Source organism: Pseudomonas sp. PDM19 (genome assembly GCF_014852215.1).
In the GTDB taxonomy this organism is placed as follows: Bacteria; Pseudomonadota; Gammaproteobacteria; order Pseudomonadales; family Pseudomonadaceae; genus Pseudomonas.
This window is the reverse complement of record NZ_JACVBG010000004.1, coordinates 558,526-580,689: the sequence shown is the minus strand read 5'-3', so window position 1 is coordinate 580,689 and position 22,164 is coordinate 558,526. Positions and strand designations below refer to the sequence as shown.

General features: G+C 66.4%; 23 protein-coding genes. 11 read left to right on the top strand and 12 right to left on the bottom strand.

The genetic code is table 11. From position 1 onward, the window contains the following. Nucleotides 1–115: 115 nt before the first annotated feature. Entirely contained in the window at nucleotides 116–358 is a 243-nt protein-coding gene (locus IB273_RS24860; protein WP_081515577.1) for a DUF6868 family protein, read from the top strand. A gap of 112 nt (nucleotides 359–470) precedes the next feature. Then, entirely contained in the window at nucleotides 471–686 is a 216-nt protein-coding gene (locus IB273_RS24855) for a hypothetical protein (RefSeq protein ID WP_192225251.1), read from the top strand. Between the two features lie 6 nt (nucleotides 687–692). On the opposite strand, the gene IB273_RS24850 is transcribed toward IB273_RS24855, so the two are convergent. Further along, on the bottom strand, nucleotides 693–1,775 hold the full coding sequence (locus IB273_RS24850; protein ID WP_192225250.1) for a fatty acid desaturase family protein: 1,083 nt from the start codon (nucleotides 1,773–1,775) through the stop codon (nucleotides 693–695). Nucleotides 1,776–1,786: 11 nt separating this feature from the next. After that, complete coding sequence (locus IB273_RS24845) at nucleotides 1,787–2,887, bottom strand: flavin reductase family protein (protein WP_192225249.1); 1,101 nt, start codon at nucleotides 2,885–2,887, stop codon at nucleotides 1,787–1,789. A 154-nt stretch (nucleotides 2,888–3,041) separates the two neighbouring features. Between IB273_RS24845 and IB273_RS24840 the strand changes: the two genes are divergently transcribed. The 5 genes from IB273_RS24840 (at nucleotide 3,042) to IB273_RS24820 (ending at nucleotide 6,313) form a co-directional block, all read left to right on the top strand. Then, nucleotides 3,042–3,677 carry a TetR family transcriptional regulator gene (locus tag IB273_RS24840; protein ID WP_081515573.1) on the top strand — a complete coding sequence of 212 codons (636 nt, stop codon included), beginning with the start codon at nucleotides 3,042–3,044 and terminating at the stop codon, nucleotides 3,675–3,677. A gap of 199 nt (nucleotides 3,678–3,876) precedes the next feature. Then, nucleotides 3,877–4,377, top strand: a complete 501-nt coding sequence (gene ureE / locus IB273_RS24835; RefSeq protein ID WP_081515572.1) for an urease accessory protein UreE — start codon at nucleotides 3,877–3,879, stop codon at nucleotides 4,375–4,377. Next, nucleotides 4,374–5,042, top strand: a complete 669-nt coding sequence (locus tag IB273_RS24830) for an urease accessory protein UreF (RefSeq protein WP_192225248.1) — start codon at nucleotides 4,374–4,376, stop codon at nucleotides 5,040–5,042. The genes ureE and IB273_RS24830 overlap by 4 nt, the downstream gene beginning before the upstream one ends. A gap of 10 nt (nucleotides 5,043–5,052) precedes the next feature. Beyond that, the gene (gene ureG / locus IB273_RS24825; protein WP_045216312.1) at nucleotides 5,053–5,667 is read left to right on the top strand and encodes an urease accessory protein UreG; all 615 of its coding nucleotides are present in this window, start codon (nucleotides 5,053–5,055) and stop codon (nucleotides 5,665–5,667) included. A gap of 73 nt (nucleotides 5,668–5,740) precedes the next feature. Continuing rightward, complete coding sequence (locus IB273_RS24820) at nucleotides 5,741–6,313, top strand: HupE/UreJ family protein (protein ID WP_081515569.1); 573 nt, start codon at nucleotides 5,741–5,743, stop codon at nucleotides 6,311–6,313. Between the two features lie 264 nt (nucleotides 6,314–6,577). Here IB273_RS24820 and IB273_RS24815 read toward each other — a convergent pair whose 3' ends face one another. The 9 genes from IB273_RS24815 to IB273_RS24775 form a co-directional block, all read right to left on the bottom strand. Continuing rightward, nucleotides 6,578–7,342 (bottom strand): SDR family oxidoreductase, encoded by a 765-nt coding sequence (locus IB273_RS24815; RefSeq protein WP_081515568.1) that lies wholly within the window; start codon nucleotides 7,340–7,342, stop codon nucleotides 6,578–6,580. Between the two features lie 510 nt (nucleotides 7,343–7,852). Continuing rightward, nucleotides 7,853–8,782, bottom strand: a complete 930-nt coding sequence (locus IB273_RS24810) for an ornithine cyclodeaminase family protein (protein ID WP_192225247.1) — start codon at nucleotides 8,780–8,782, stop codon at nucleotides 7,853–7,855. 234 nt (nucleotides 8,783–9,016) lie between these two features. Then, entirely contained in the window at nucleotides 9,017–9,733 is a 717-nt protein-coding gene (locus IB273_RS24805; protein ID WP_192225246.1) for an ABC transporter ATP-binding protein, read from the bottom strand. After that, on the bottom strand, nucleotides 9,730–10,605 hold the full coding sequence (locus IB273_RS24800; RefSeq protein ID WP_138524199.1) for an ABC transporter ATP-binding protein: 876 nt from the start codon (nucleotides 10,603–10,605) through the stop codon (nucleotides 9,730–9,732). Before IB273_RS24800 ends, IB273_RS24805 begins: the two co-directional genes overlap by 4 nt. Next, nucleotides 10,602–11,903: a high-affinity branched-chain amino acid ABC transporter permease LivM gene (gene livM, locus IB273_RS24795; protein WP_081515793.1), complete on the bottom strand. Its 1,302-nt coding sequence runs from the start codon at nucleotides 11,901–11,903 to the stop codon at nucleotides 10,602–10,604. The genes IB273_RS24800 and livM overlap by 4 nt, the downstream gene beginning before the upstream one ends. A gap of 5 nt (nucleotides 11,904–11,908) precedes the next feature. After that, on the bottom strand, nucleotides 11,909–12,823 hold the full coding sequence (locus IB273_RS24790) for an ABC transporter permease subunit (protein ID WP_081515564.1): 915 nt from the start codon (nucleotides 12,821–12,823) through the stop codon (nucleotides 11,909–11,911). A 220-nt stretch (nucleotides 12,824–13,043) separates the two neighbouring features. Further along, nucleotides 13,044–14,177 carry a branched-chain amino acid ABC transporter substrate-binding protein gene (locus IB273_RS24785; RefSeq protein WP_081515563.1) on the bottom strand — a complete coding sequence of 378 codons (1,134 nt, stop codon included), beginning with the start codon at nucleotides 14,175–14,177 and terminating at the stop codon, nucleotides 13,044–13,046. A gap of 419 nt (nucleotides 14,178–14,596) precedes the next feature. After that, the gene (locus tag IB273_RS24780) at nucleotides 14,597–15,880 is read right to left on the bottom strand and encodes an NAD(P)/FAD-dependent oxidoreductase (protein WP_192225245.1); all 1,284 of its coding nucleotides are present in this window, start codon (nucleotides 15,878–15,880) and stop codon (nucleotides 14,597–14,599) included. Between the two features lie 162 nt (nucleotides 15,881–16,042). After that, on the bottom strand, nucleotides 16,043–17,533 hold the full coding sequence (locus IB273_RS24775) for an aldehyde dehydrogenase family protein (protein ID WP_318652502.1): 1,491 nt from the start codon (nucleotides 17,531–17,533) through the stop codon (nucleotides 16,043–16,045). 120 nt (nucleotides 17,534–17,653) lie between these two features. Here IB273_RS24775 and IB273_RS24770 point away from each other — a divergent pair, with 120 nt between their 5' ends. Then, nucleotides 17,654–18,547, top strand: coding sequence for a LysR family transcriptional regulator (locus tag IB273_RS24770; protein ID WP_081515560.1), 894 nt, complete (start codon nucleotides 17,654–17,656; stop codon nucleotides 18,545–18,547). 10 nt (nucleotides 18,548–18,557) lie between these two features. Here the strand turns inward: IB273_RS24770 and IB273_RS24765 are convergent, their stop codons facing one another. Further along, nucleotides 18,558–19,250, bottom strand: a complete 693-nt coding sequence (locus tag IB273_RS24765; protein ID WP_192225243.1) for an NrtR DNA-binding winged helix domain-containing protein — start codon at nucleotides 19,248–19,250, stop codon at nucleotides 18,558–18,560. A gap of 169 nt (nucleotides 19,251–19,419) precedes the next feature. On the opposite strand from IB273_RS24765, the gene IB273_RS24760 reads away from it, so the two are divergent. The 3 genes from IB273_RS24760 to nadE are packed head-to-tail and all read left to right on the top strand — an operon-like array spanning nucleotide 19,420 to nucleotide 22,129. After that, a complete protein-coding gene (locus IB273_RS24760) occupies nucleotides 19,420–20,067 on the top strand; it encodes a nicotinamidase (protein ID WP_081515558.1) in 648 nt (215 codons plus the stop codon). 2 nt (nucleotides 20,068–20,069) lie between these two features. After that, nucleotides 20,070–21,269 carry a nicotinate phosphoribosyltransferase gene (gene pncB / locus IB273_RS24755; RefSeq protein ID WP_081515557.1) on the top strand — a complete coding sequence of 400 codons (1,200 nt, stop codon included), beginning with the start codon at nucleotides 20,070–20,072 and terminating at the stop codon, nucleotides 21,267–21,269. Nucleotides 21,270–21,301: 32 nt separating this feature from the next. Next, the gene (gene nadE / locus IB273_RS24750; RefSeq protein WP_192225242.1) at nucleotides 21,302–22,129 is read left to right on the top strand and encodes an ammonia-dependent NAD(+) synthetase; all 828 of its coding nucleotides are present in this window, start codon (nucleotides 21,302–21,304) and stop codon (nucleotides 22,127–22,129) included. Nucleotides 22,130–22,164 lie beyond the last annotated feature (35 nt).

The following is a 22,164-nucleotide window of genomic DNA, read 5'->3' as shown; positions in this document are numbered from 1 at the left end:
TGCGCATTATGGCCGGCGGCCAGTGCGCCGGCTATCGGACGCGCGCCCGCCGGCAAACCGGTGAAACCCTGCGCCCGGCGGCTACTCCAATGCAGTATGTGGCCGGAGAATCCTCATGCCGCTCCTGGACCTGAAACCCTTCCTGCTCTACTGCACCCTGATCAACTACGTCATCCTGCTGGTCTGGTTCGCCGCCTTCACCCTCGCCCACGACTTCGTCTACCGCCTGCATTCGCGCTGGTTCACCCTGCCAGTCGAGCAGTTCGACGCGATTCATTACGGCGGCATGGCCGTCTACAAGATCGGCGTCCTGCTGCTCAACCTGGTGCCACTGCTGGCGCTGTGCATGCTTTCCTGAATCGATCTGCCACCGATGCGACATCATGACCGCCGATCGGAAAGCAACTTGTTGAAATTTATTGGAAATACTCAGGTCGTAGGGTGCACGCAGTTTTCAGGAGATCACCAACGTGCACCACGCAACCCGCAGCCTGCGAAAGACTCTCGACGCCGTCGCCGCCAACAACGAGGCCACGGCCCTGGAAGTCATGCGGGCGGTCGAACAGGTCCAGGATGACCTGCTCCGACAGAAGCTGCTGAAGTCCATCCATCACCTCAACCAGGACGCCGCCGACCTGCGCGCCCTGCGTGAGGACATCGCCTCGCCGCTGACCCGCCGCGCCTGATCTGCCTCAGGCGATCGCTGGCTGTGTCGGTCGGCGATGGATCCAGATGCGTTTGAGCACCGTGGCGAACTGCGCCGACAGGCGGCCGCTGTTGTAGGTCTGGCCGTAGCGCGCGGCAATCGCCTGCACCTCCTTCGACAGCTGCGCATAGCGGCGCGCCGGCAGGTCCGGATAGAGGTGGTGCTCGATCTGGTGGCTGAGGTTGCCGGTGAGGATATGGAACAGCGGGCCGCCTTCCAGGTTGCTCGACCCGCGCAGCTGGCGCAGGTACCAGTGGCCACGCGTCTCGCCCTGCACCACCTCGGGCGGGAATACCGCCGCCTTCTCGGTGAAGTGGCCGCAGAAGATCACGGTGAAGGTCCACAGGTTGCGCATCAGATTGGCGATGACGTTGCCCAGCAGCACCGCGCCGAAGGCGCCGGTGAACAGGCCGAGCAGCGGGAACACCAGGTAATCCTTCACCCACTGGCGCCCGACCTTGGCGTTGAACTGGCGCAGCAGCGGGCGCAACTCTTCCTTGCTCATCCGCCCCTTCACGTACTTGTCCAGGCGCAGATGCTGCACCGCCACGGCGTACTGGAACAGCAGCGCCTGCAGCGTCACCCAGAGCGGCTGCCAGCGGTAGAACGGCTTCCACTTCTGCTCGGGGAACAGCCGCACCACGCCATAGCCGACGTCGTCGTCCATACCCAGCACGTTGGTGTAGGTGTGGTGCACGTGGTTGTGCGTGTGCCGCCAGAAGTCCGCGGGGCCGACGATGTCCCACTCGTAGTTGCGCCCGGAGAATTCCGGATCGTTCATCCAGTCGTACTGGCCGTGCATGACGTTATGGCCCAGCTCCATGTTCTCCAGGATCTTGCCCAGCCCGAGCAGGAAGGTGCCCAGCAGCCAGGTCGGCGGGAACCAGCCGGCCATCAGCAGCACGCGGCCGCTCCAGCAGCAGAAGCGCACCGCCGCGCGGATGCGACGGATGTAGCGGGCGTCTTTTTCGCCCAGGTCATGCAGGGTGCGCTGGCGCAGGGCGTCCAGCTCGGCACCGAAGGCCGCCAGTTCGGCGGCGCTGAGGTCGCGATCTTCGCGCATGGACATTCTCCTGAAGATCAGAGATCGACGGTCAGGTCGCCCTGGGGCGCGCTGACGCAGATACGGATGGGCTGGCCCGGTTCGCTGAACAGCTCGCCGCTGCGCAAGTCGCGCACGCAGCCGCTGACCAGCGTGCAGGTGCAACTGGTGCAAACGCCCTGGCGGCAGCCGTGCAGCGGGCGCAGGCCGTGGGATTCGGCCTGCTCCAACAGGCTGCGGCGGCTATCGCCAGCCACCTGCAACGCGCTGCGGGCGAAGCTCAGACTCACGGCCTTTGCCGGCTCTTGCCCGTCCCAGGCCGGCGGGCTGAAGCTTTCCACCTGCAGGCTGCGGCTGCTCGCGCCCAGCGCCTGGCGTACCGTTTCGACGAAGCCGCCAGGGCCGCAGGCCAGCACGTGGCGGCCATCCAGGTCGGCCACATGATCGCGCTGGAAGCGTCCGGACAACTCGCCGTCCCGCGCGGCATCGCCGCTCAACGCCCAGCGCAGTTCGAGATTCGGGTACTGCCGCGCCAGCGCCTGAAGCCCATCGACGAAGGCCTTCTGACCGCGCTGACGAACGTAATGCAGCAGCGTTACCGGGCCGCCGTAGCCGCGCGCCAGCGCCTCGCGCAGCAGGCCGAGCAAGGGTGTCAGGCCACTGCCCGCGGCCAGCAGCAGCACGCCCTGGTCACCGGCCGGCCAGCTCAGGTCGCCGTCCGGCAGGCCCAGCTCCAGCACTTCACCGACGCACAATTGCTGCAGCAGGAAGGTGGATATGCGCCCGCCCGGCTGCAGCTTCACGGCGAACTCCAGGCAGCCGTCCTCGGCGACGCGGGTCAGGCTGTAGCTGCGGCTGTGACGCACACCGTCGCGCTCGACGAACAACTGCAGGTGCTGGCCGGGCCGCGCGCCACGCCAGTGCGCATTGGGGCGCAGGCGCAGTTCGAGCATGTCGTCCGCCACCCACTGCCGCGCCTCGACCCGCGCGAACACGCGGCGCAGCGACCAGCCACGGTTGCAGGCGCGCAACGCGGCATCGACATCCGACTCGCGCAGCCACTGGCCGCGCACCAGGGCGCGCAGCGGCGACAACAGCGGCGAGAGGAAACGCAGGCCGGCAAAGGGAAGCAGGGACATGGGCGAACACCGAACAGTAAACATATGTTCACTTAAAATCTCACGAGCAGGAGATTTCAGTCAACACTCGTTCACTATTTTCCACAGGAACTTCCCCCGCGCCGACCGGCATTTGCTAGAGTGCCTGCGCCTTTGCCCTGGATAGCACTGCCGTATGGCCACTCCCCGCGCTGAACAGAAACAACAGACCCGCCTGGCCCTGATGGATGCCGCGCGCGGCCTGATGGACAGCGGCCGCGGCTTCGGCAGCCTGAGCCTGCGGGAAGTGGCGAAGACGGCGGGCATCGTGCCGGCGGGCTTCTATCGGCACTTCACCGACATGGACCAGCTCGGCCTCGCCCTGGTCGCCGATGTCGACGAGACCTTCCGCGAGACCCTGCGCGTGGTGCGTCGCAACGAATTCGAGCTGGGCGGCGTGATCGAGGCCTCGGTGCGCATCTTCCTCGACGCCGTCACCGCCAACCGCACCCAGTTCCTCTTCCTCGCCCGCGAGCAGTACGGCGGCTCGCACCCGATTCGTCAGGCCGTGGGCGCCCTGCGCCAGCGCATCACCGACGACCTCGCCGCCGACCTTGCACTGCTCAACAAGCTGCCGCACCTCACCACCCAGGACATCGACGTGATCGCCGACCTCGTGGTGAAGACGGTGTTCGCCACCCTGCCCGAGCTGATCGACCCACCGGCCGACAGCCTGCCGACGCACCTCTCGCCCCAGGCGAAGATCACCCAGCAGCTGCGCTTCATCATGATCGGCGCCAAGCACTGGACCGGGATCGGCTCGCGGCCCTGACGAACCCACGCGCGCGCGCTCCTACGAAAAGCACTACTGCCCCGCCTTGGTGCGCACCGTTTTCGTGCGCACCATCCTTGCGCGCACGCACCATTGCTGACCACTCGGACAAGGGCTGCAGCCCGCGCCAGAACTGACGCGCGCCCGCACTGGCAAGCCCCTTGCTGTAGCACCGCCATTGCTACTGCCGGACACTGCCATGCTGGTCATCCACCAACGAATCGAACCCCGCGAACACTGGGACGCCGAGCTTCGCCTGAATTACGAGGCGCGCAGCAAGAGTCGCCTGCGCTGCTTCACCAGCACCGGTGAAGACGTCGGCCTGTTCCTCGAACGCGGCCAGTCGCCACTGACCGATGGCGAGTGCCTGTTGGCCAACGATGGCCGCGTGGTGCGCGTCTGCGCGGCGCCGGAAAAACTCCTCCACGTCACCTGCGCCAACGCCCGTGAGCTGAACCGCGCGGCCTATCACCTGGGCAATCGCCACGTTGCCCTGCAGGTCGGCGATGGCTGGCTGCGCCTGCTCGACGACTACGTGCTCAAGGCCATGCTCGACCAACTCGGCGCCACGGTGGAAACCATCGACGCGCCCTTCCAGCCCGAACACGGCGCCTACGGCGGCGGCCATCACCACTCGCACCACGGCGAGGAGGAATTCAACTACGCACCGAAGCTGCACCAGTTCGGAGTGCGGCGGTGAGCGCCATCTGGTCGCTGTTGCGCCTGGCCAGTCCACAGTTGCCCATCGGCGGCTACAGCTATTCCCAAGGCCTGGAAAGCGCCATCGACCAGGGCCAGGTGAGGGATGTCGACGGTGCCCGTACCTGGCTCGCCGACCAGTTGCACCTGAACCTCGCGCGCTTCGAAGGCCCGCTGCTGGCCGAGCTGCTGCGTGCCGCGCAAGACGCTGACTGGGACGCCCTGCGCGACGCCGCCGAGCGTCATCGCGCCAGCCGCGAAACCCGTGAGCTGGGCCTGGAGAACCGGCAGATGGGCTTCTCCCTCGGCCAGTTGCTCGAGGCCCTGCCCGAGCTGGACGAGCCCGCTCGCCAGTGGCTTGCCGGGCAAGGCGAGCCCTCCTTCGCCGCCGCCTGGGCCCTGGCCGCCCGCGCCTGGGGGCTCTCCCCGGAGCAGGCACTCGGCGCCTGGCTGTGGAGCTGGCTGGAGAACCAGCTGGCGGTGCTGATGAAGACCCTGCCGCTGGGCCAGATGGCTGCGCAGAAGCTCACCTCGCAACTGCTCCCCGACCTCGACGCCGCCTGCCGGGCCGCGCTGGAAAACGATCCCCACGGCGGCGCGCCCTTCGGGCTCGCGCTGGCCTGCATGACCCACGAAACCCAATACAGCCGTCTGTTCCGCTCCTAGGAGAACTGCCATGAACTCTCAACCTCTTCGCGTCGGCATCGGCGGCCCGGTGGGCTCCGGCAAGACCGCCCTGACCCTGGCGCTGTGCCGCGCCCTGCGCCAGCGCTACAACATCGCCGTGGTCACCAACGACATCTACACCCAGGAGGACGCGCAGTTCCTGGTGCGCAACGAAGCACTGGAGCCGGAGCGGATCATCGGCGTGGAAACCGGCGGCTGCCCGCACACGGCGATCCGCGAGGACGCCTCAATCAACCTCGAGGCCGTGGACCAGCTCAACCGCCGCTTCCCCGGCCTCGACCTGATCCTGGTGGAGTCCGGCGGCGACAACCTCTCGGCCACCTTCAGCCCCGAGCTGTCGGACCTGACCCTCTACGTGATCGACGTGTCCGCCGGCGACAAGATCCCGCGCAAGGGCGGGCCGGGCATCTGCAAGTCCGACCTGCTGGTGATCAACAAGATCGACCTCGCCCCGCTGGTGGGCGCCTCGCTGGAAGTGATGGACCAGGACGCCTCGCGCATGCGCGGCGACAAGCCCTTCGTCTTCAGCAACCAGAAGACCGGCCAGGGCCTGGCCGAGATCATCACCTTCATCGAGCGCCAGGGCCTGCTGAGCGCAGCCTGATGCCTTCTTCGCGGCCGCGGATGCCGGCCGTTCCATGACCAGACGCTCCATCACAAGAACCAGGGAGTTTTCCATGCAGCTGCGCAAAGCCCTCTACAGCCTGGCGCTGTTCCTCACTCCGGCCGTGGCCTTCGCCCATCCGGGCCACGGCGACCACGGCCTGATCGCCGGCATCGCCCATCCCCTCACCGGCCTCGACCACCTGTTGGCAATGTTTGCCGTCGGGCTCTGGGCCGCGCAGCAGAAAGGCGCGGCGCGGCTGGCGCTGCCGTGCACCTTCGTCGTGACCATGCTGATCGGCGGGCTGCTGGGCTTCGAGGGGCTGGAGATGCCGTTCATGGAGACCGGCATCGCCGCTTCCGTGCTGGCGCTGGGCCTGTGCGTTGCACTGGCGGTGCGTCCGCCGCTGTTCCTGGCGATGGGCGCGACTGCACTGTTCGCCCTCGCCCACGGCGTGGCCCACGGGCTGGAACTGCCGGAGCTGAGCAGCCCGTGGCTGTATGCCGCCGGCTTCGTCGGCGCGACTGCGGCGCTGCATACGGCGGGTTACGGGATCGTTCGCCTGCTGCCGCAGGCGGCTGCACCGCTGGTGCGTTTCGCCGGGCTGGCTTCGGCGGGTGCCGGTGCCTGGCTGCTCGCGGGCTGACCTGCTCGTTTCTACAAGATCAACAGCCCCTCACCCTAACCCTCTCCCGCAAGCGGGAGAGGGGATCGTTCGGTGCGAGTTGAAGCCTCGGCGTCAGCCGGTACGGACGGCTCCTCTCCCAGAGGGAGAGAAGGCAGTTTGGTGCAGGATGAAGCCTCGATGTCAGCCGGCTCGGACGGCCCCCTCTCCCTCTGGGAGAGGGCTGGGGTGAGGGAGAAGTCCCGGCACGGACACCCCGGAGTACGACGGTTAGCCGACCGCACATCACCCCTTGCGATGCACCGCAAACCCTGCCCACGCCTGGCTCACCGGCATGATTTCCAGGGTGTTGATGTTGATGTGCGGCGGCTGGTTCATGATCCAGTGGATGGTCTCGGCAATGTCCGCGGACTGGATCGGCTCGGCGCCCGCGTAGGTCTTGTCGTACTTCGCCTGGTCACCGCCGAAGCGCACCAGGGAGAATTCGCTCTCGCACATGCCCGGCTCGAGGTTGGTGACGCGCACGCCGGTGCCCTGCAGGTCGCAACGCAGGTTCAGCGAGAACTGCTCGACGAAGGCCTTGGTCGCGCCATACACGTGACCGCCCGGATAGGGCCAGTGGCCGGCCACCGAACCCAGGTTGAGGATGCTCGCGCCCGGGCCATGGGCGATCAGGCGCGGCAGCAGCAGGCGGGTGGCGTACATCAGGCCCTTGATGTTGGTGTCCACCATGGTGTCCCAGTCATCCAGCTCGCAGTTCTGCGCAGGGTCGGTACCCAGGGCGAGGCCGGCGTTGTTGATCAGGCCACGCAGCTTGGCGAACTTCTCCGGCAGGCTGTCCACCGCAGCGGTCATCGCCGCGCGGTCGCGCACGTCGAGCACCAGCGGCAGTACCTCGGTCTCGGCGGAAAGCTCCTGGGCCAGCGCATTCAGGCGCTCCTCGCGACGGCCGGTGATCACCAGCGACCACCCGTCACGGGCGAAACGCCGCGCGCAGGCTTCGCCGAAGCCGGAAGTGGCGCCGGTAATGAACAGAGTGGGAGTAGTCATCACAGATATCCTCTTGCTGGGCACTGCCGTCGCCGATGCATGCCGGGGAATCGTACGGTGCGCGTTCTTGTCGGTCGGCCGAGCATAACAGCCCGAACCCGCCGCGTTGCGTTACAGCCGCGCTGGATAAAACCCGAACAGCCGCCTGAAAGCCCCATGGCCACGGGCCTGCCGCGAGTTGCGCCCACCTTTTCCACAGGCTGCTCCACGGATTCTGTGGGCAAGCGGAATGCCGATTTCCCCCTGGACGATTTTCGAGCGCCCCGCCGCACGCCCCGCCGTCGCTGCGCTGGAGAAGTTCTTCCCAAGGTTATCCACAGGTCTTTCAACGGCTGACGGGGACAACTATCGGAGGCGCGGAACTTTTCCGCGAAGCCGTACCTGTCCATCCATACAGGGGTTGCGGGATGATCGAGCAGAAATCGACCGCCTCGGGCGGCACCTGCTGCCATGGGGCCTGGCGAGGTTCTCCCAGACGTTATCCACAGGCCGGCCCACAGATTTTCTGGATTAATTCACGGCAAGCAGCAGGCGCGCGGCGATCAGGTCTTCCAGTGCATAACCCACGGACTTGAACAGGGTGATCTCGCTGTCGTCCTTGCGTGCGCCGCGACCGCTCAGGAGGTCGGCCAACTGGCAGTGGATAGCACTCTCGTCGATCACGCCTTCGCTTACCGGGATCAGCAGGTCGCCCGCCTCTTCCAGCGCACCCTCGCGGGTATCGACCACAATGCGCGCGCGGCGCACGGCTTCGCTGTCGGTCTCGCGCATGGACGGCAGAAAGGCGCCGACCAGGTCGAGGTGGCAGCCCGAGCGCAGCCAGGCGCCGTGGACGATGGGTTCGCGCGAGGTGGTGACACAGCTGATGCAGTCCGCCGCCGCCACGCCTCCGCGCAGATCGACGCAGGCATGGACGGGATAGCCTTCGTCCTGCAGCTGCTTCACCAGCGCATGCACCTTGTCTTCGTGTCGGCCCCAGACGGCGACGTCCTCGTATTCGCGCACCGAGCAGTGGGCGCGGACCATGTGCGGTGCCAGGGTGCCGCTGCCGACCACCAGCAGCCGTCGCGCATCGCGGCGCACCAGGTAATCGGCGGCCAGCGCGGAGGTGCAGGCAGTGCGCCGGGCGGTCATTTCCGAGGCTTCGAGCATCGCCAGCGGGCGCCCCGTCTCGCCGTCGAACAGGCAGAACAGCGCGGCCACGGCTGGCAGGTTCTTCGCGCCGTTGCCGGGGAAGACGGTGACCAGCTTGACGCCGATGTCCTGCCCCGGCCGCCACACCGGCATGGTCAACAGTGAGGCATTGCCGGGCAATTCATGGCAGCCGCGAACCGGGGCTTCGCAAGGTCCGGCGAGGCCGATGCGCAGGGCTTCGATCAGTTGGGGATAACTCAGGCGCTCGGCGACGTCGGCGTTGGTGAGAAAGCGGAGGTCTTGCATGGAAACCCCTCTTGGAGAGAACGGTGGGTAGTGCGCTCCGAAGATCAAGAGCCCCTCACCCTAACCCTCTCCCGCAAGCGGGAGAGGGGACCGTTCGGAGCAGGATGAAACCACGGAGTCAGCCGGCACGATCTGCCCCCTCTCCCTCCGGAGCGGGGCGCGCAGCCAGGGTTGGGGTGAGGGCAGGAGGCCGCACCGACCCTCCATAGAAAGACAGCTACGAAAGGTGGCGCGTCAGTGCCCGCCCAGATACGCGTTGCGAACCTCCTGGTTACCCAGCAGCTCAGCGCCGGTGCCGCTCAGGCGAATCTCGCCGTTGACCATCACGTAGCCACGGTCGGACAGCTTCAGCGCGTGGTTGGCGTTCTGCTCCACAAGGAACAGCGTCATCCCGCTCTTGGCCAGCTCGCGCAGGGTCTGGAAGATCTGCTTGACCACGATGGGCGCGAGGCCCAGCGAGGGTTCGTCGAGCAGCAGCAGCTTGGGTCGGCTCATCAGCGCGCGAGCGATGGCGAGCATCTGCTGCTCGCCGCCGGACATGGTCATGGCGCGCTGATTGCGCCGCTCCTTCAGGCGCGGGAAGAGGTCGAACATGCGCTGCATGTCCTCCTGGGCGTGGTCCATGCCGACGGGAATGGTGCCCATCAGCAGGTTCTCCTCCACCGTCATGTCGGGGAACACCCGGCGCCCCTCCGGCGACTGCGCGATGCCGTTGGAGGCCACGTAGTGCGCCGACTTGTGGCGGATGTCCTGGCCCTTGTAGAGGATCGCGCCACCGGCTGCGCGCGGCTGGCCGAAGATCGACATCAGCAGCGTCGACTTGCCCGCGCCGTTGGCGCCGATCAGCGCCACGGTTTCCCCTTCGTTGACGGTCAGCGAGACTTTCTTCAGCGCCTGGATCGGCCCGTAGAACACATCGACCTCACGGAATTCCAACATCGGCGCCGTCATGCCAGCTCCTCTTCGTCTGCGCCGAGATAGGCGGCGATCACTTTCTCGTTGTGGCGGATCTCGTCCGGCGCGCCACGGGCAATGACCACGCCGTGGTCGAGCACGATGATGTGGTCGGAGATGTTCATCACCATGCCCATGTCGTGTTCGATCAGCAGCACGGTGATGCCGTGGTGGTCGCGAAGGTAGCGCACGATGCGCGCCAGCGCCTGGGTTTCGGCCGGGTTCAGGCCGGCGGCGGGTTCGTCGAGGCAGATCAGCTCGGGCCGGGTGCACATGGCACGGGCGATCTCCAGGCGGCGCTGCTGCCCGTAGGACATCTCGCCGGCCAGGCGGTTGGCGCAGTCCACCAGGTCCACCACTTCCAGCCAGTAGAAGGCGTGGTCCAGCGCCTCGCTTTCCGCGCGGCGGTAGCCGGGGGTGTTGAGCACGCCGGCGATGAGGTTGCGGTTGACGAACATGTGCTGGGCCACCAGCAGGTTCTCCACCACCGACATCTCGCGGAACAGCCGGATGTTCTGGAAGGTGCGCGCCAGCCCGGCGCGGTTCACCAGGTGGGTGCCGCCGAACATCTTGTAGTACAGGCGGTTGCCGAACTGTGCCGGGTTGACGAAATCGCCGCCCTGGAACGGCTGGCCGAGCACCTTGATGACGTCGGTGGTGCCGCCCTGGGTGTTGAGCAGGATGTTGCCGCCGGTGGCCTTGTAGAAGCCGGTGAGGCAGTTGAACACCGTGGTCTTGCCGGCGCCGTTGGGACCGATCAGCGCGGTGATGGAGCCGCGCTCCACGTCTAGGTTGACGTCGTTGAGCGCCTTGATGCCGCCGAAGTGCATCATCAGGTGCTCGACGCTGAGGATCTTGTCACCGCTCATGGCGCCACCCCCTTGCGGACGGCGAAGCCCGAGCGGCTGATGCGGATCAGCCCACGCGGACGCCAGATCATCATCAGCACCATGAGGATGCCGAACAGCAGCACGCGGTAGTCGGCGAAGCTGCGCAGCAGTTCCGGCGCCACGGTGAGGACGAAGGCGGCGATCACCACGCCCACCGTCGAGCCCATGCCGCCCAGCACCACGATGGCGAGGATCAGCGCGGACTCGAAGAAGGTGAACGACGACGGGTTGACGAAGCCCTGGTAGCTGGCGAAGAACACCCCGGCCAGGCCTGCGGTGGAGGCGCCGAGCATGAACGCCGAGAGCTTCACCAGCACGTGGTTCAGGCCCATGGCGCGGCAGGCGATCTCGTCCTCGCGCAGCGCCTCCCAGGCGCGGCCGACCGGCATGCGGGTCAGCCGGTGCTTGATGTAGAGCACCAGCAGCACCACCAGGAAGAGCACCACGTAGATGAACAGGAACTTGAAGTTCTGGTTGTAATCGATGCCGAGGAACTCGTGGATCGGTGTGCCGCCCTCCTTCGCCCGGCGACCGAATTCGAGGCCGAAGAAGGTCGGCGACGGCACCGGCATGCCGTTCGGGCCGCCGGTGAAGGACAGCCAGTTGTTGAGGATCAGGCGGATGATCTCGCCGAAGCCCAGGGTCACGATGGCCAGGTAGTCACCGTGCATCCGCAATACCGGGAAGCCCAGCAGCGCCCCCGCCAGCGCGGCGACGATGGCCGCCAGCGGCAGCACCGTCCAGAAGCCCAGGCCCAGGTACTGGTAACCCAGCGCGAGGCCGTAGGCGCCGATGGCGTAGAAGGCCACGTAGCCGAGGTCGAGCAGGCCGGCGAGGCCGACCACGATGTTCAGTCCCAGGCCCAGCAGCACATAGATCAGCCCGAGGATGATCACGGTGAGCAGGTACTTGCTGGCGAAGAACGGGAAGATCACCGCGGCGAGGATCACCAGCGGGACTATCCAGCGCAGGCGCGTCTTGTAGCCCGGCGGCAGGACGCTGATGCCCGAGTCGGAGCTTTCGAAGCGGTCCATGATGCGGCTGCCGGCCGGGGTCTGCAGATACAGGCTGAGCAGCAGGCGGCCGAGCATCACCGCGCCGATCATCCAGGCGAGGCGCACCGGTTCGAGCTTGAAGCTGTAGCCGTCGAGCACGATGCCGACGATGGGGCCGAAGACGATCAGGGCAATGAGACCGGCGAGCACGGTGTCAACCAGGCTCTTCTTGATATCGATGCGCGCAGTCTTGGGCGCGGCTGAAGTCTGGGAGGCGGACATCATGCTTACACCTTCGACACCTGGGGACGACCCAGGAGCCCTTGCGGCCGGAAGATCAGGATGGTCACCAGCAGGCCGAAGGCGAACACGTCCTTGAAGTCGGTATTCACCATGCCCGAGAACTGCGCCTCGGCCACGCCCAGGATCAGCCCGCCGAGCATCGCACCGGGCAGCGAGCCGATGCCGCCGAGCACGGCGGCGGTGAACGCCTTGATGCCGATGATGAAGCCCGCGTAGAAGTCGAAGGTGCCGTAGTTCATGGTGATCAGCACGCCGGCCAGCGCGGCCATGGCGGCGCCGATGATGAACACGTAGGAGATCACCCGGTCGGTGTTGATCCCCAGGATCGAGGCCATCTTGCGGTCCTGCTGGGTGGCGCGGCACATGCGCCCGAGCTTGGTGTACTGGATCACGTAGGTCAGCACCGCCATGCCGACGAAGGCGGCGATGAGGATGAACACCTTGGTGTAGGTCAGCTGCACGAAGCCTTCGCCGATGTGGAACTTGAAGGCGCCGTCGAGCAGGGTCGGCACGCCTTGCTGGCGCGGGCCCTGGGCCAGCTGCACGTAGTTCTGCAGGATCAGCGACATGCCGATGGCGGAGATCAGCGGGGCCAGGCGCGTGGAGTTACGCAGCGGCTTGTAGGCGATGCGCTCGATCACCCAGCCATAGACGCCGGTGACGAAGATGGTGAAGACCAGCGTGCCGAGGATCAGCAGCGGGAAGGACTGCAAGCCGAAGAAGGCCAGCAGTGCCAGGCCGACGGCGGAGAGGTAGGCGGAGATCATGTACACCTCGCCATGGGCGAAGTTGATCATGCCGATGATGCCGTAGACCATCGTGTAGCCGATGGCGATCAGGCCGTAGACCGACCCCAGGGTCAGCCCGTTGATCATTTGCTGGAGGAAAATACCGTCCACGATTGGGTACTCACACAGACAGGGCAGGGAAGGCTGGCGGCAAGCGGGCTGAACGGCTCGTGACCGTCGCCGGGCAAGCGCCGACCTGCGGGGATACCGGCACCGCTCGTGGCGGCGCCGGCAGATCGCACGGGGTGCGCAATCGCTGCGCGGGGCACCGCGTCACCGGCCAGGCGGGCCTGGCCGGTGAAGCTCGGGAGCCTCGACAGGAGCCGGCCCCTTACTTCTGTTTCTCCAACTGGTGGTACTTGCCCTTGTCGTCCCACTGGTAGACGACATAGTCGGAGACCTTCAGGTCGCCCTTCTCATCCCACTCCTTCTTGCCCATGACGGTGTCGACCGGGTGGGTGTGCAGCCACTTGCTGGCCGCCTGGGGATCGTTCTTGCCAGCGCCGTTGAAGGCGGCGGCCAGTGCCTGAACCGAGGCGTAGGCGTACAGGGTGTAGCCTTCGGGCTCGAAGCCGCTGGCGCGGAACTTGTCCACCACGGCCTTGCCTTCGGGAATCAGGCGCGGGTCGGCGCCGAAGGTCATCAGCACACCCTTGGTGTACTGCGGGCCGCCGGCGGTGGTGACCAGTTCGTCGGTGACGATGCCGTCGTCGGAGAAGAACACGGTGGTCAGGCCCTGCTCGCGCATCTGCCGGACCAGCGGACCGGCCTCCGGGTGCAGGCCGCCGAAGAACACCACTTCCGCGCCCGAGGAACGGATCTTGGTGACCAGGGCATTGAAGTCCTTCTCACCGCGGGTCAGGCCCTCGTAGAGCACTTCGGTGACGCCCAGCTTGTTAAGTTGCGCCTTGGTCGCGTCCGCCAGGCCCTGGCCGTAGGTGTCCTTGTCGTGGATAACCGCGACCTTCTTGGCCTTCAGCACGTTAACGATGTAGTTGCCTGCGACCACGCCCTGCTGATCGTCGCGTCCGCACATGCGGAACATGCCGGCAAGGCCACGCTCGGTGACTTTCGGGTTGGTCGAGCCGGGGGTGATGGTGATGAGACCGGCCTCGTCATAGACCTCGGAGGCGGGAATGGTGTTGGAGGAACAGAAGTGGCCGACGACACCCACGGCCTTGTCCTGGTCAACCAGACGGTTGGCAACGGCCACGGCCTGCTTCGGCTCACAGGCGTCGTCGGCCTTCACCAGCTTGATCTTTTCCCCGTTGACGCCACCGGCGGCGTTGATTGCGTCGGCGGCCATATTGGCGCCGCGCCAGTACTGTTCACCGAACGAGGCGTTCGCCCCGGTATGCGGACCCGCGACCCCGATAACGACATCGGCCTGTACTACGGAAGACACGCCCAGTGCGGTGGTTACCGCCAGAGCCAGAAAGCCTTTTCTGAAAATCTTCTGCGACATGGAGTTTTGCTCCTGAGGGTTTTTGTAATGGCGCGTTGTATTTCTTGTTGGCGATTTCTCGTGTAGCTATTCAGCGACTTAGCGATCAATCAACAGCAAGCGGCGTGCCATTCGTTTTTGTTATTAACCAAGTCCTACAGCGAAAACAGCCCGAGCTGGCAGACATCAAGCGCTAGACACGTGCAACCCATTGAAAGCATAAGGTGCAACCCGGCAGGCAAAAGGGCGCAACCCGACTTCCCGTGAGCTGGCTTTTTCCAGCCACCACAGGCGCAACCCCAACCGTAACCATCGCTGTCACCGAACTGCACATCCGCGGTGCAGACCCGTCGGGGTAACGCACCATAAGAGGCTAGACCAAAGTGCAGCGAGCGTTGGCGGGTCAAACCGGGGCGGCCCTCGCCCCGCCTTGAGCAGCGTCAGATCACCACCCGCAGGCATTGCCCGGCGTGGTAGAGGGAGAAGCCGGCTTCGTACAGACAGCTGCGCAGGCCCACCGCGGAGATTTCCTCCATGGGCCTGAGCGGCATCGGCAAGGCGCTGGCGTCACCGTCCAGTAGGAAGTCGGCGAAGGCCTTGCCCACCACCGTGCCGGTGGTAACGCCACGGCCGTTGTAGCCGCTCATGGCGACCAGCCCCGGCGCCGGCTCGAACAGGCGCATGAGGTGATCGGGGGTGAAGTCGATGCAACCGGTCCAGGTGAACTCCCAGTCCACCTTGCCCAGCCTGGGGAAGTAGTGCTGCTGGATGCGGTCGGCCCAGCTTTTCAGGAACCATGCCGGCTTGCCGGTACCCTTGCCGAGGCTGCCGAGCAGCAGGCGCCCGTCGGCGTCACGGCGGATGCTGCTGAGTACCTGGCGGGTATCCCAGGAGCCCTGCCCGCCCGGCAGGATGCGCGCCGCTTCCGCGCCCTCGAGCGGGCGCGAGGCAACCTGGTAGTAGTAACCGGGGAAGAACGTGCGGCGCAGCTGCGTCCACTCGCCTTCGGTGTAGGCGCTGGAGGCGATCACCACCTTGTCGGCGGTGACCACGCCGCCGGCTGTGATCACGTTCCACGCACTGCCCACGCGCACCAGGCCAACCACCGGGGAATGGTGGTACAGCTCGCCACCCAGGCCGACCACCGCGCGGGCCAGGCCGCTGACGTAGCCCATGGGATTGAGCGTGCCGGCGCGGCGGTCGAGCAGCGCGCCAGCAATCTTGTCGGTGCCGCAAGCCTGTTCGCAGTCGGCGCCGGTGAGCAGTTCCACCGGCGCCCCGCGGCGGCCCCATTGTTCGCAGCGGCTGCGCAGGTCCGCCAGGCCACGGGCGTTGTGCGCCATGTGCAGCGTGCCTTCGCGGCGCGCCTGGCAATCGATGGCGTACTTGTCGATCAGCGAGAACACCAGCGAGGGCGCGTCGCCGAGCATGCGGTTGACCCGCTGCCCGATCTCCGCGCCCATGCCGGCTTCGATCTCGTCCGGGGGAATCCACAGGCCGGCGTTGACCAGCCCGACGTTGCGCCCCGAGCCACCATGCCCGGTGGTGTGGGCTTCCAGCACGCAGACCTTCTGGCCGCGCTCCAGCAGATGCAGCGCGGCGGACAGGCCGGTGAAGCCCGCGCCGATGACACACACGTCGACCTTGCGATCCCCGCGCAGCTCCGGGGCTTCCGGGCGGTCGGGAGTCAGGTGTTCCCACAGACACTCTTGGCGAAGCGACATCCAGCGATCCTTCTACGCGAACCTTTGTGAATGACTCTGTACTGCGTGTTTTTCGTAGGGCGCATAACGCGGAGCGCGTTATCCGCCGCACACCGGCGCTGAAAGCCGGCGGATAACCGCAAGCGGTTATTCGCCCTACGTTGAGCGCGCGGAAACTCGGCCTCAGTCGAAGACTATGCCCTGGGCCAGCGGCAGTTCCCGCGAGTAGTTCACGGTGTTGGTCTGCCTGCGCATGTAGCCCTTCCAGGCGTCGGAGCCGGACTCGCGGCCGCCGCCGGTTTCCTTCTCGCCACCGAAGGCGCCGCCGATCTCCGCGCCGCTGGGGCCGATGTTGACGTTGGCGATGCCGCAGTCGCTGCCCACCGCCGAGATGAAGGCTTCCGCCTCGCGCAGGTCCGTGGTGAAGATGCACGACGACAGGCCCTGGGGCACGCCGTTGTTCAGCGCCACCGCATCGTTGAAGTCCTGGTAGGGCACCACGTAGAGGATCGGCGCGAAAGTCTCGCTGCGCACTACATCGCTCTGCTCGAGCATCTCGACGATGGCCGGCGACACGTAGTAGGCCTCGGGGAATTTCTCGGCCAGCTGGCGCTCGCCGCCGAACACCACGCCGCCCTCACCACGCGCCTGCTCCAGCGCGCCCTGCATGGCGAGGAAACTGCGCTCGTCGATCAGCGGGCCGACCAGGTTGCCTTCCAGCGGATGGCCGATGCGCACCTTGGCGTAGGCGGTCTTCAGGCGGCTGACGAACTCGTCCTTCACCGACTCGTGTGCAATCAACCGGCGCAGGGTGGTGCAGCGCTGCCCGGCGGTGCCGACGGCGCTGAACAGCACGGCGCGCACGGCCATGTCGAGGTCGGCGCTGGGCGCCAGGACCATCGCGTTGTTGCCACCCAGCTCGAGGATGCTGCGGCCGAAACGGGCCGCCACGCGCGGGCCGACTTCGCGGCCCATACGGGTGCTGCCCGTGGCGCTGACCAGGGCGACGCGCACGTCGTCCACCAGCGCTTCGCCGGCGCTGCGATCACCGATCACCACCTGACTCAGGTACGCCGGGGCGTCACCGAACTTGCTCAGTGCGCGCTCGAACAGCGCCTGGCAGGCCAGCGCGGTGAGCGGGGTCTTCTCCGATGGCTTCCACACCACCGAGTTACCGCAGACCAGCGCCAGCGCGGTGTTCCACGACCACACGGCGACCGGGAAATTGAAGGCGCTGATCACCCCGACCACGCCCAGTGGATGCCAGGTCTCGCGCATGTGGTGGCCGGGGCGCTCGGAGGCGATGGTCAGGCCGTAGAGCTGGCGCGACAGGCCGACGGCGAAGTCGCAGATGTCGATCATCTCCTGCACTTCGCCCAGGCCTTCCTGGGTGATCTTGCCGGCCTCCCAGGACACCAGCTCGCCGAGAGCCGCCTTGCTCGCACGAAGCTCCTCGCCGAACAGTCGCACCAGTTCGCCACGGCGCGGCGCCGGCACCTTGCGCCAGGCGTCGAAGGCGTGGGCGGCGCGGCCGATCTTCTGCTCCACCTCGGCGGCGCTTTCCAGGCGCACCGCGCCCAGGCGGCTGCCGTCGATGGGAGAGTGGATGACCTGATCGCCACCGGTGACCAGGCGGGCATCGACGCCGAGGGATTCGAGCAGTGCGGAAATCATTCGGACTCCAGTTCTTTTCAGATGACCTGACGGAATGCCAGCAGTAATAAACGGCTTGCCGAGGCACAACAAACGACGTTTCCTATGCACATCATTCCGTAAATTCATGAACTGCCCGCCATGCTGAGCAAACGCCACCTGCCGTCCATGACCGCCCTGCAATGCTTCGAAGCGGTGGCGCGGCACCTGAGTTTTACCCGTGCCTCCGAAGAGCTGAACCTGACCCAGAGCGCGGTCAGCAAGCAGGTGGCGCAGCTGGAGGAAATGCTCCAGCACCTGCTGTTCCGCCGTGTGCGCCGCCGCCTGCAACTGACCCCGGCGGGCGATCTGTACCTGGTGGAGGTACGCAAGATCCTCACGCAGGTGGAGATGTCCACCCACTACCTGCTGTCCTACGGCGGCGAAACCGAGGTGCTGCGCGTGGCGACGCCGCCGACCTTCGGCGCGCGCTGGCTGATCCCGCGGCTGAACGGCTGGCGCCATCGCCACCCGAACATCCACCTGGACCTGCGCCAGGAACTGGAACCCGGCGACCTGCTGCAATCACGCTGCGATATCGCGTTCTTCTTCGGCGCCGCCACCCTGCCCGGCGCGGAGTGCGTGGCGCTGTTCGGCGAGGAGATGGTGCCGGTGTGCTCACCGGCGATCCTGCCGGCGCAGCCGCTGAGCGACCCGACCCAGCTGGCGGACCTGGTCCTGCTGCAGAACGCCACGCGCCAGGAAGCCTGGCACGAGTGGTTCCTCAGCCTCGGCCAGCACAGCGAGCACAGCTACCACGGGCCGCGTTTCGACACCTTCTACATGTGCATCCGCGCAGCGCAAGCCGGCTGCGGCGTGGCGCTGCTGCCGCGCTTCCTGGTGGAAGAGGAGCTGAGCGAAGGCAAGCTGGTGATCGCCTGGCAGCACGGCCTGCAGAGCCGCAGCGGCTATTACCTGGCGTACCCCGAGCATGCGGCGGCGGTGCCCAAGGTCAGGGCGTTTGTCGAGTGGATCGGGGAGCGGATGGAGGGCTAGCGCCGGGCGTTCAGACCAGTAGACTCCGATCAAACACAAACGCCCCATCCCCCTGCGGCGTAAAACGCAGCACGTGTTGTGGCCGGCCCATCGGCGGCTGGTGCCGCTCGCCGGTGTCTTCCACCCAGCCCGCCGCCTTCATCCGCTCCAGTCGGCCGCGCAGGCTGGAATGCTGGACTTCCTCGCCGATGGACCACTCGAAGGCCTTCAGCGCCTCGGCCACGGTGAAGCGCTCCGGCAGCAGGTACAGCGGCAGCGCGCTGTACACCGACTTGCCCGCCAGCCGCTCGCAGGCCTGCTGCACGAGCTGGGTGTGGTCGAAGGGCAAGGGGAAACGCTCGTTGCGTACGGACTCCAGCGGCACGAAGTCCAGGTCGTCGGCGGCCAGCTCGATGTCTGGCGCCACCAGCACGAGGTAGAACACGCTCAGCGACCAGCCGCGCGGGTCACGCACCGCATTGCCCACGGTCGCCACCTGCTCCATGTACGCCGGCTTCACCCGCGCCTTTTCACGCAGTGCGCGCAGGGCGGCATCATCCAGGCCATGGTCGGCGCAGCGGCCGTTGATCAGCACGCCGGGCAGCGCCCACTGGCCTTCGAACGGCGCCTTGGCGCGGCGGATCAGCAGCAGTTCCAGCCCGCGCTCGGCGTGCAGGCGCAACGCCACGATATCCACGGTGGCCAGCACTTCAGCGGTACTCATCGATGCTCCTCCCATGCTTCCTCACCGGAAGAAGCCCTGCGACTTATTTCACCATGTACAGAAATCATCTTCCACCTCTGGGCATTTTTCATCTTTCTGCTTGACGACTTATTTCACGTCGTGAATTATGTAGCCACGACAGACCACCAACGGTCAAGCGGAGGCTTCCATGAACCTGATCGCCAGCTTCGATGTAGACGCCCAGAAGAGCTTCACCCCGCTCTGCCCCAACGAGCTGCCGGTGCCCGGCGGTGACACCATCGGCGGCGCCCTCAACCTGATGGCCGAGCGCGCCAGCCTGCGCCTGGGCAGCAAGGACGCCCACAGCCCGCAAGCGCCCTGGGTGGTGAGCGAGCCGGCACAGATGCTGCAACCGCTCGCCCTGCCCAACGCCGACCTCACCTGGGTCAGCCACTGCGTGCCGGGCACGCCGGGCTTCGAGCTGCTGGACGAGTTGCCCAGGCCGATGGACTACGACTTCTTCATCTGGAAGGGCGTGGAGCCGGACCTGCACCCCTACGGTGCGTGCTACCACGACCTGGCGGAGCGACGCAGCACCGGGGTGATCGAATACCTGCGGCAGAACGCGGTCAGCCACGTGCTGGTGGGCGGCCTGGCGCTGGACTACTGCGTGAAGACCACCGCACTGCAACTGCGCCGCGCCGGCTTCCAGGTGCTGCTGTACCTGCCGGCCTGCCGCGCCATCGCGGAGGACACCGCGAAGGCCGCCTGCAATGAAATGCGCAGCGCCGGGGTCATCCTCTGCGCCAACGAGAACGAACTGGACGAGGCCCTCTGGGGCATCAGGGAGAATTGATCATGGCCGAGAGCGTGTTTGCCGACAGCATCGTGCAGAACCTGCTGGACACCGACTTCTACAAGCTGACGATGATGCAGGCGGTGCTGCACAACTACCCCAACGCCGAGGTGGAGTGGGAGTTCCGCTGCCGCAACGCCGAGGACCTGCGCCCATACCTCGCGGAAATCCGCTACCAGATCGAGCGCCTGGCCGAACTGGAAGCCACGCCGGACCAGTTGGCCTTCCTCGAACGCATCCCGTTCATCAAGCCGGACTTCATCCGCTTCCTCAGCCTGTTCCGCTTCAACCTGCGCTATGTGCACACCAGCATCGAGGACGGCCAACTGGCCATCCGCCTGCGCGGGCCGTGGCTGCACGTAATCCTCTTCGAGGTGCCGCTGCTGGCCATCGTCAGCGAAGTGCGCAACCGCTATCGCTACCGCGAGGTGGTGCTGGAGCAGGTCGGTGAGCAGCTCTATCGCAAGCTCGACTGGCTCGCCGGCAACGCCAGCGCGGAGGAGCTGAAGGAATTCCAGGTGGCCGACTTCGGTACCCGCCGGCGCTTCTCCTACCGCACCCAGGAAGAAGTCGTGCACATCCTCAAGCGCGACTTCCCCGGCCGCTTCGTCGGTACCAGCAACGTGCACCTGGCCCGCGAATTCGACGTCAAGCCGATCGGCACCATGGCCCACGAATGGCTGATGGCGCACCAGCAGCTCGGTCCGCGGCTGATCGACAGCCAGATCGCCGCGCTGGACTGCTGGGTGCGTGAATACCGCGGCCAGCTGGGCATCGCGCTGACCGACTGCATTACCATGGACGCTTTCCTGGGCGACTTCGACCTGTACTTCGCCAAGCTCTTCGATGGCCTGCGCCACGACTCGGGCGACCCGCTGGTCTGGGCCGAAAAGGCCATCGCCCACTACCGCCGGCTGGGAATCGACCCGCTGACCAAGACCCTGGTGTTCTCCGACGGCCTCGACATGCCCAAGGCGTTGCAGCTCTTCCGCGCATTGCGTGGCAAGATCAACGTCAGTTTCGGCATCGGTACCAACCTGACCTGCGACATCCCCGGGGTGGAACCGATGAACATCGTGATCAAGATGACGGCCTGCAACGGCCACCCCGTGGCGAAGATTTCCGACACCCCGGGCAAGACCCAATGCCGCGACGAGAACTTCGTCGCCTACCTGCGCCACGTGTTCAAGGTGCCGGTGTAACCCATTTTCCGCTTTCCACAGGAGCCCTCCAGATGAAAGACAGACAGGCCGCCATCGCCAGAGAACTCAACGTGCAGCCGCCCTTCCAGTCCGACGCCGAGCTGCTGGCCGAGATCCAGCGGCGCGTGCGCTTCATCCAGGACTGCCTGCAGGGTTCGGGGATGAAGACCCTGGTGCTGGGCATCAGCGGCGGCGTCGACTCGCTCACCGCCGGCATGCTCTGCCAGCGTGCCGTGGAGGGCCTGCGCGCCGAGACCGGCAACCAGGACTACCGCTTCCTCGCCGTGCGCCTGCCGTACAACGTGCAGGGCGACGAGCAGGATGCCCAGGATTCGGTGGACGTCATCGCCCCCGACGAGCGCCATACCGTGAACATCGGCCCGTCCGTGCAGGCGCTGGCCGCCGAGACCCAGGCACTGGAAGGCCTGGCACCGGCCACCCGCGACTTCGCCCTGGGCAACACCAAGGCACGCATCCGCATGGTCGCCCAGTACACCATCGCCAACGCCCGCGCCGGCCTGGTGGTCGGCACCGACCACGCCGCCGAGGCGGTGATGGGCTTCTTCACCAAGTTCGGCGACGGCGCCTGCGACCTCGCCCCGCTCACCGGCCTGGTGAAGAACCAGGTGCGCAGCATCGCCCGCCGCCTCGGCGCGCCGGAGCATCTGGTGGAGAAGGTGCCGACCGCCGACCTCGAGGACCTCGCCCCCGGCAAGCCGGACGAGCACGCTCACGGCGTGACCTACAAGGAGATCGATGCCTTCCTGCACGGCCAGGACGTTGGCCAGGAGGCCTTCGACATCATCGTCCGTACCTTCGAGAAGACCCGTCACAAGCGCGCACTGCCCACCGCGCCGTAAGCGAACGGCAGCCGTTGGCGCGGGAGAAGTCCCGC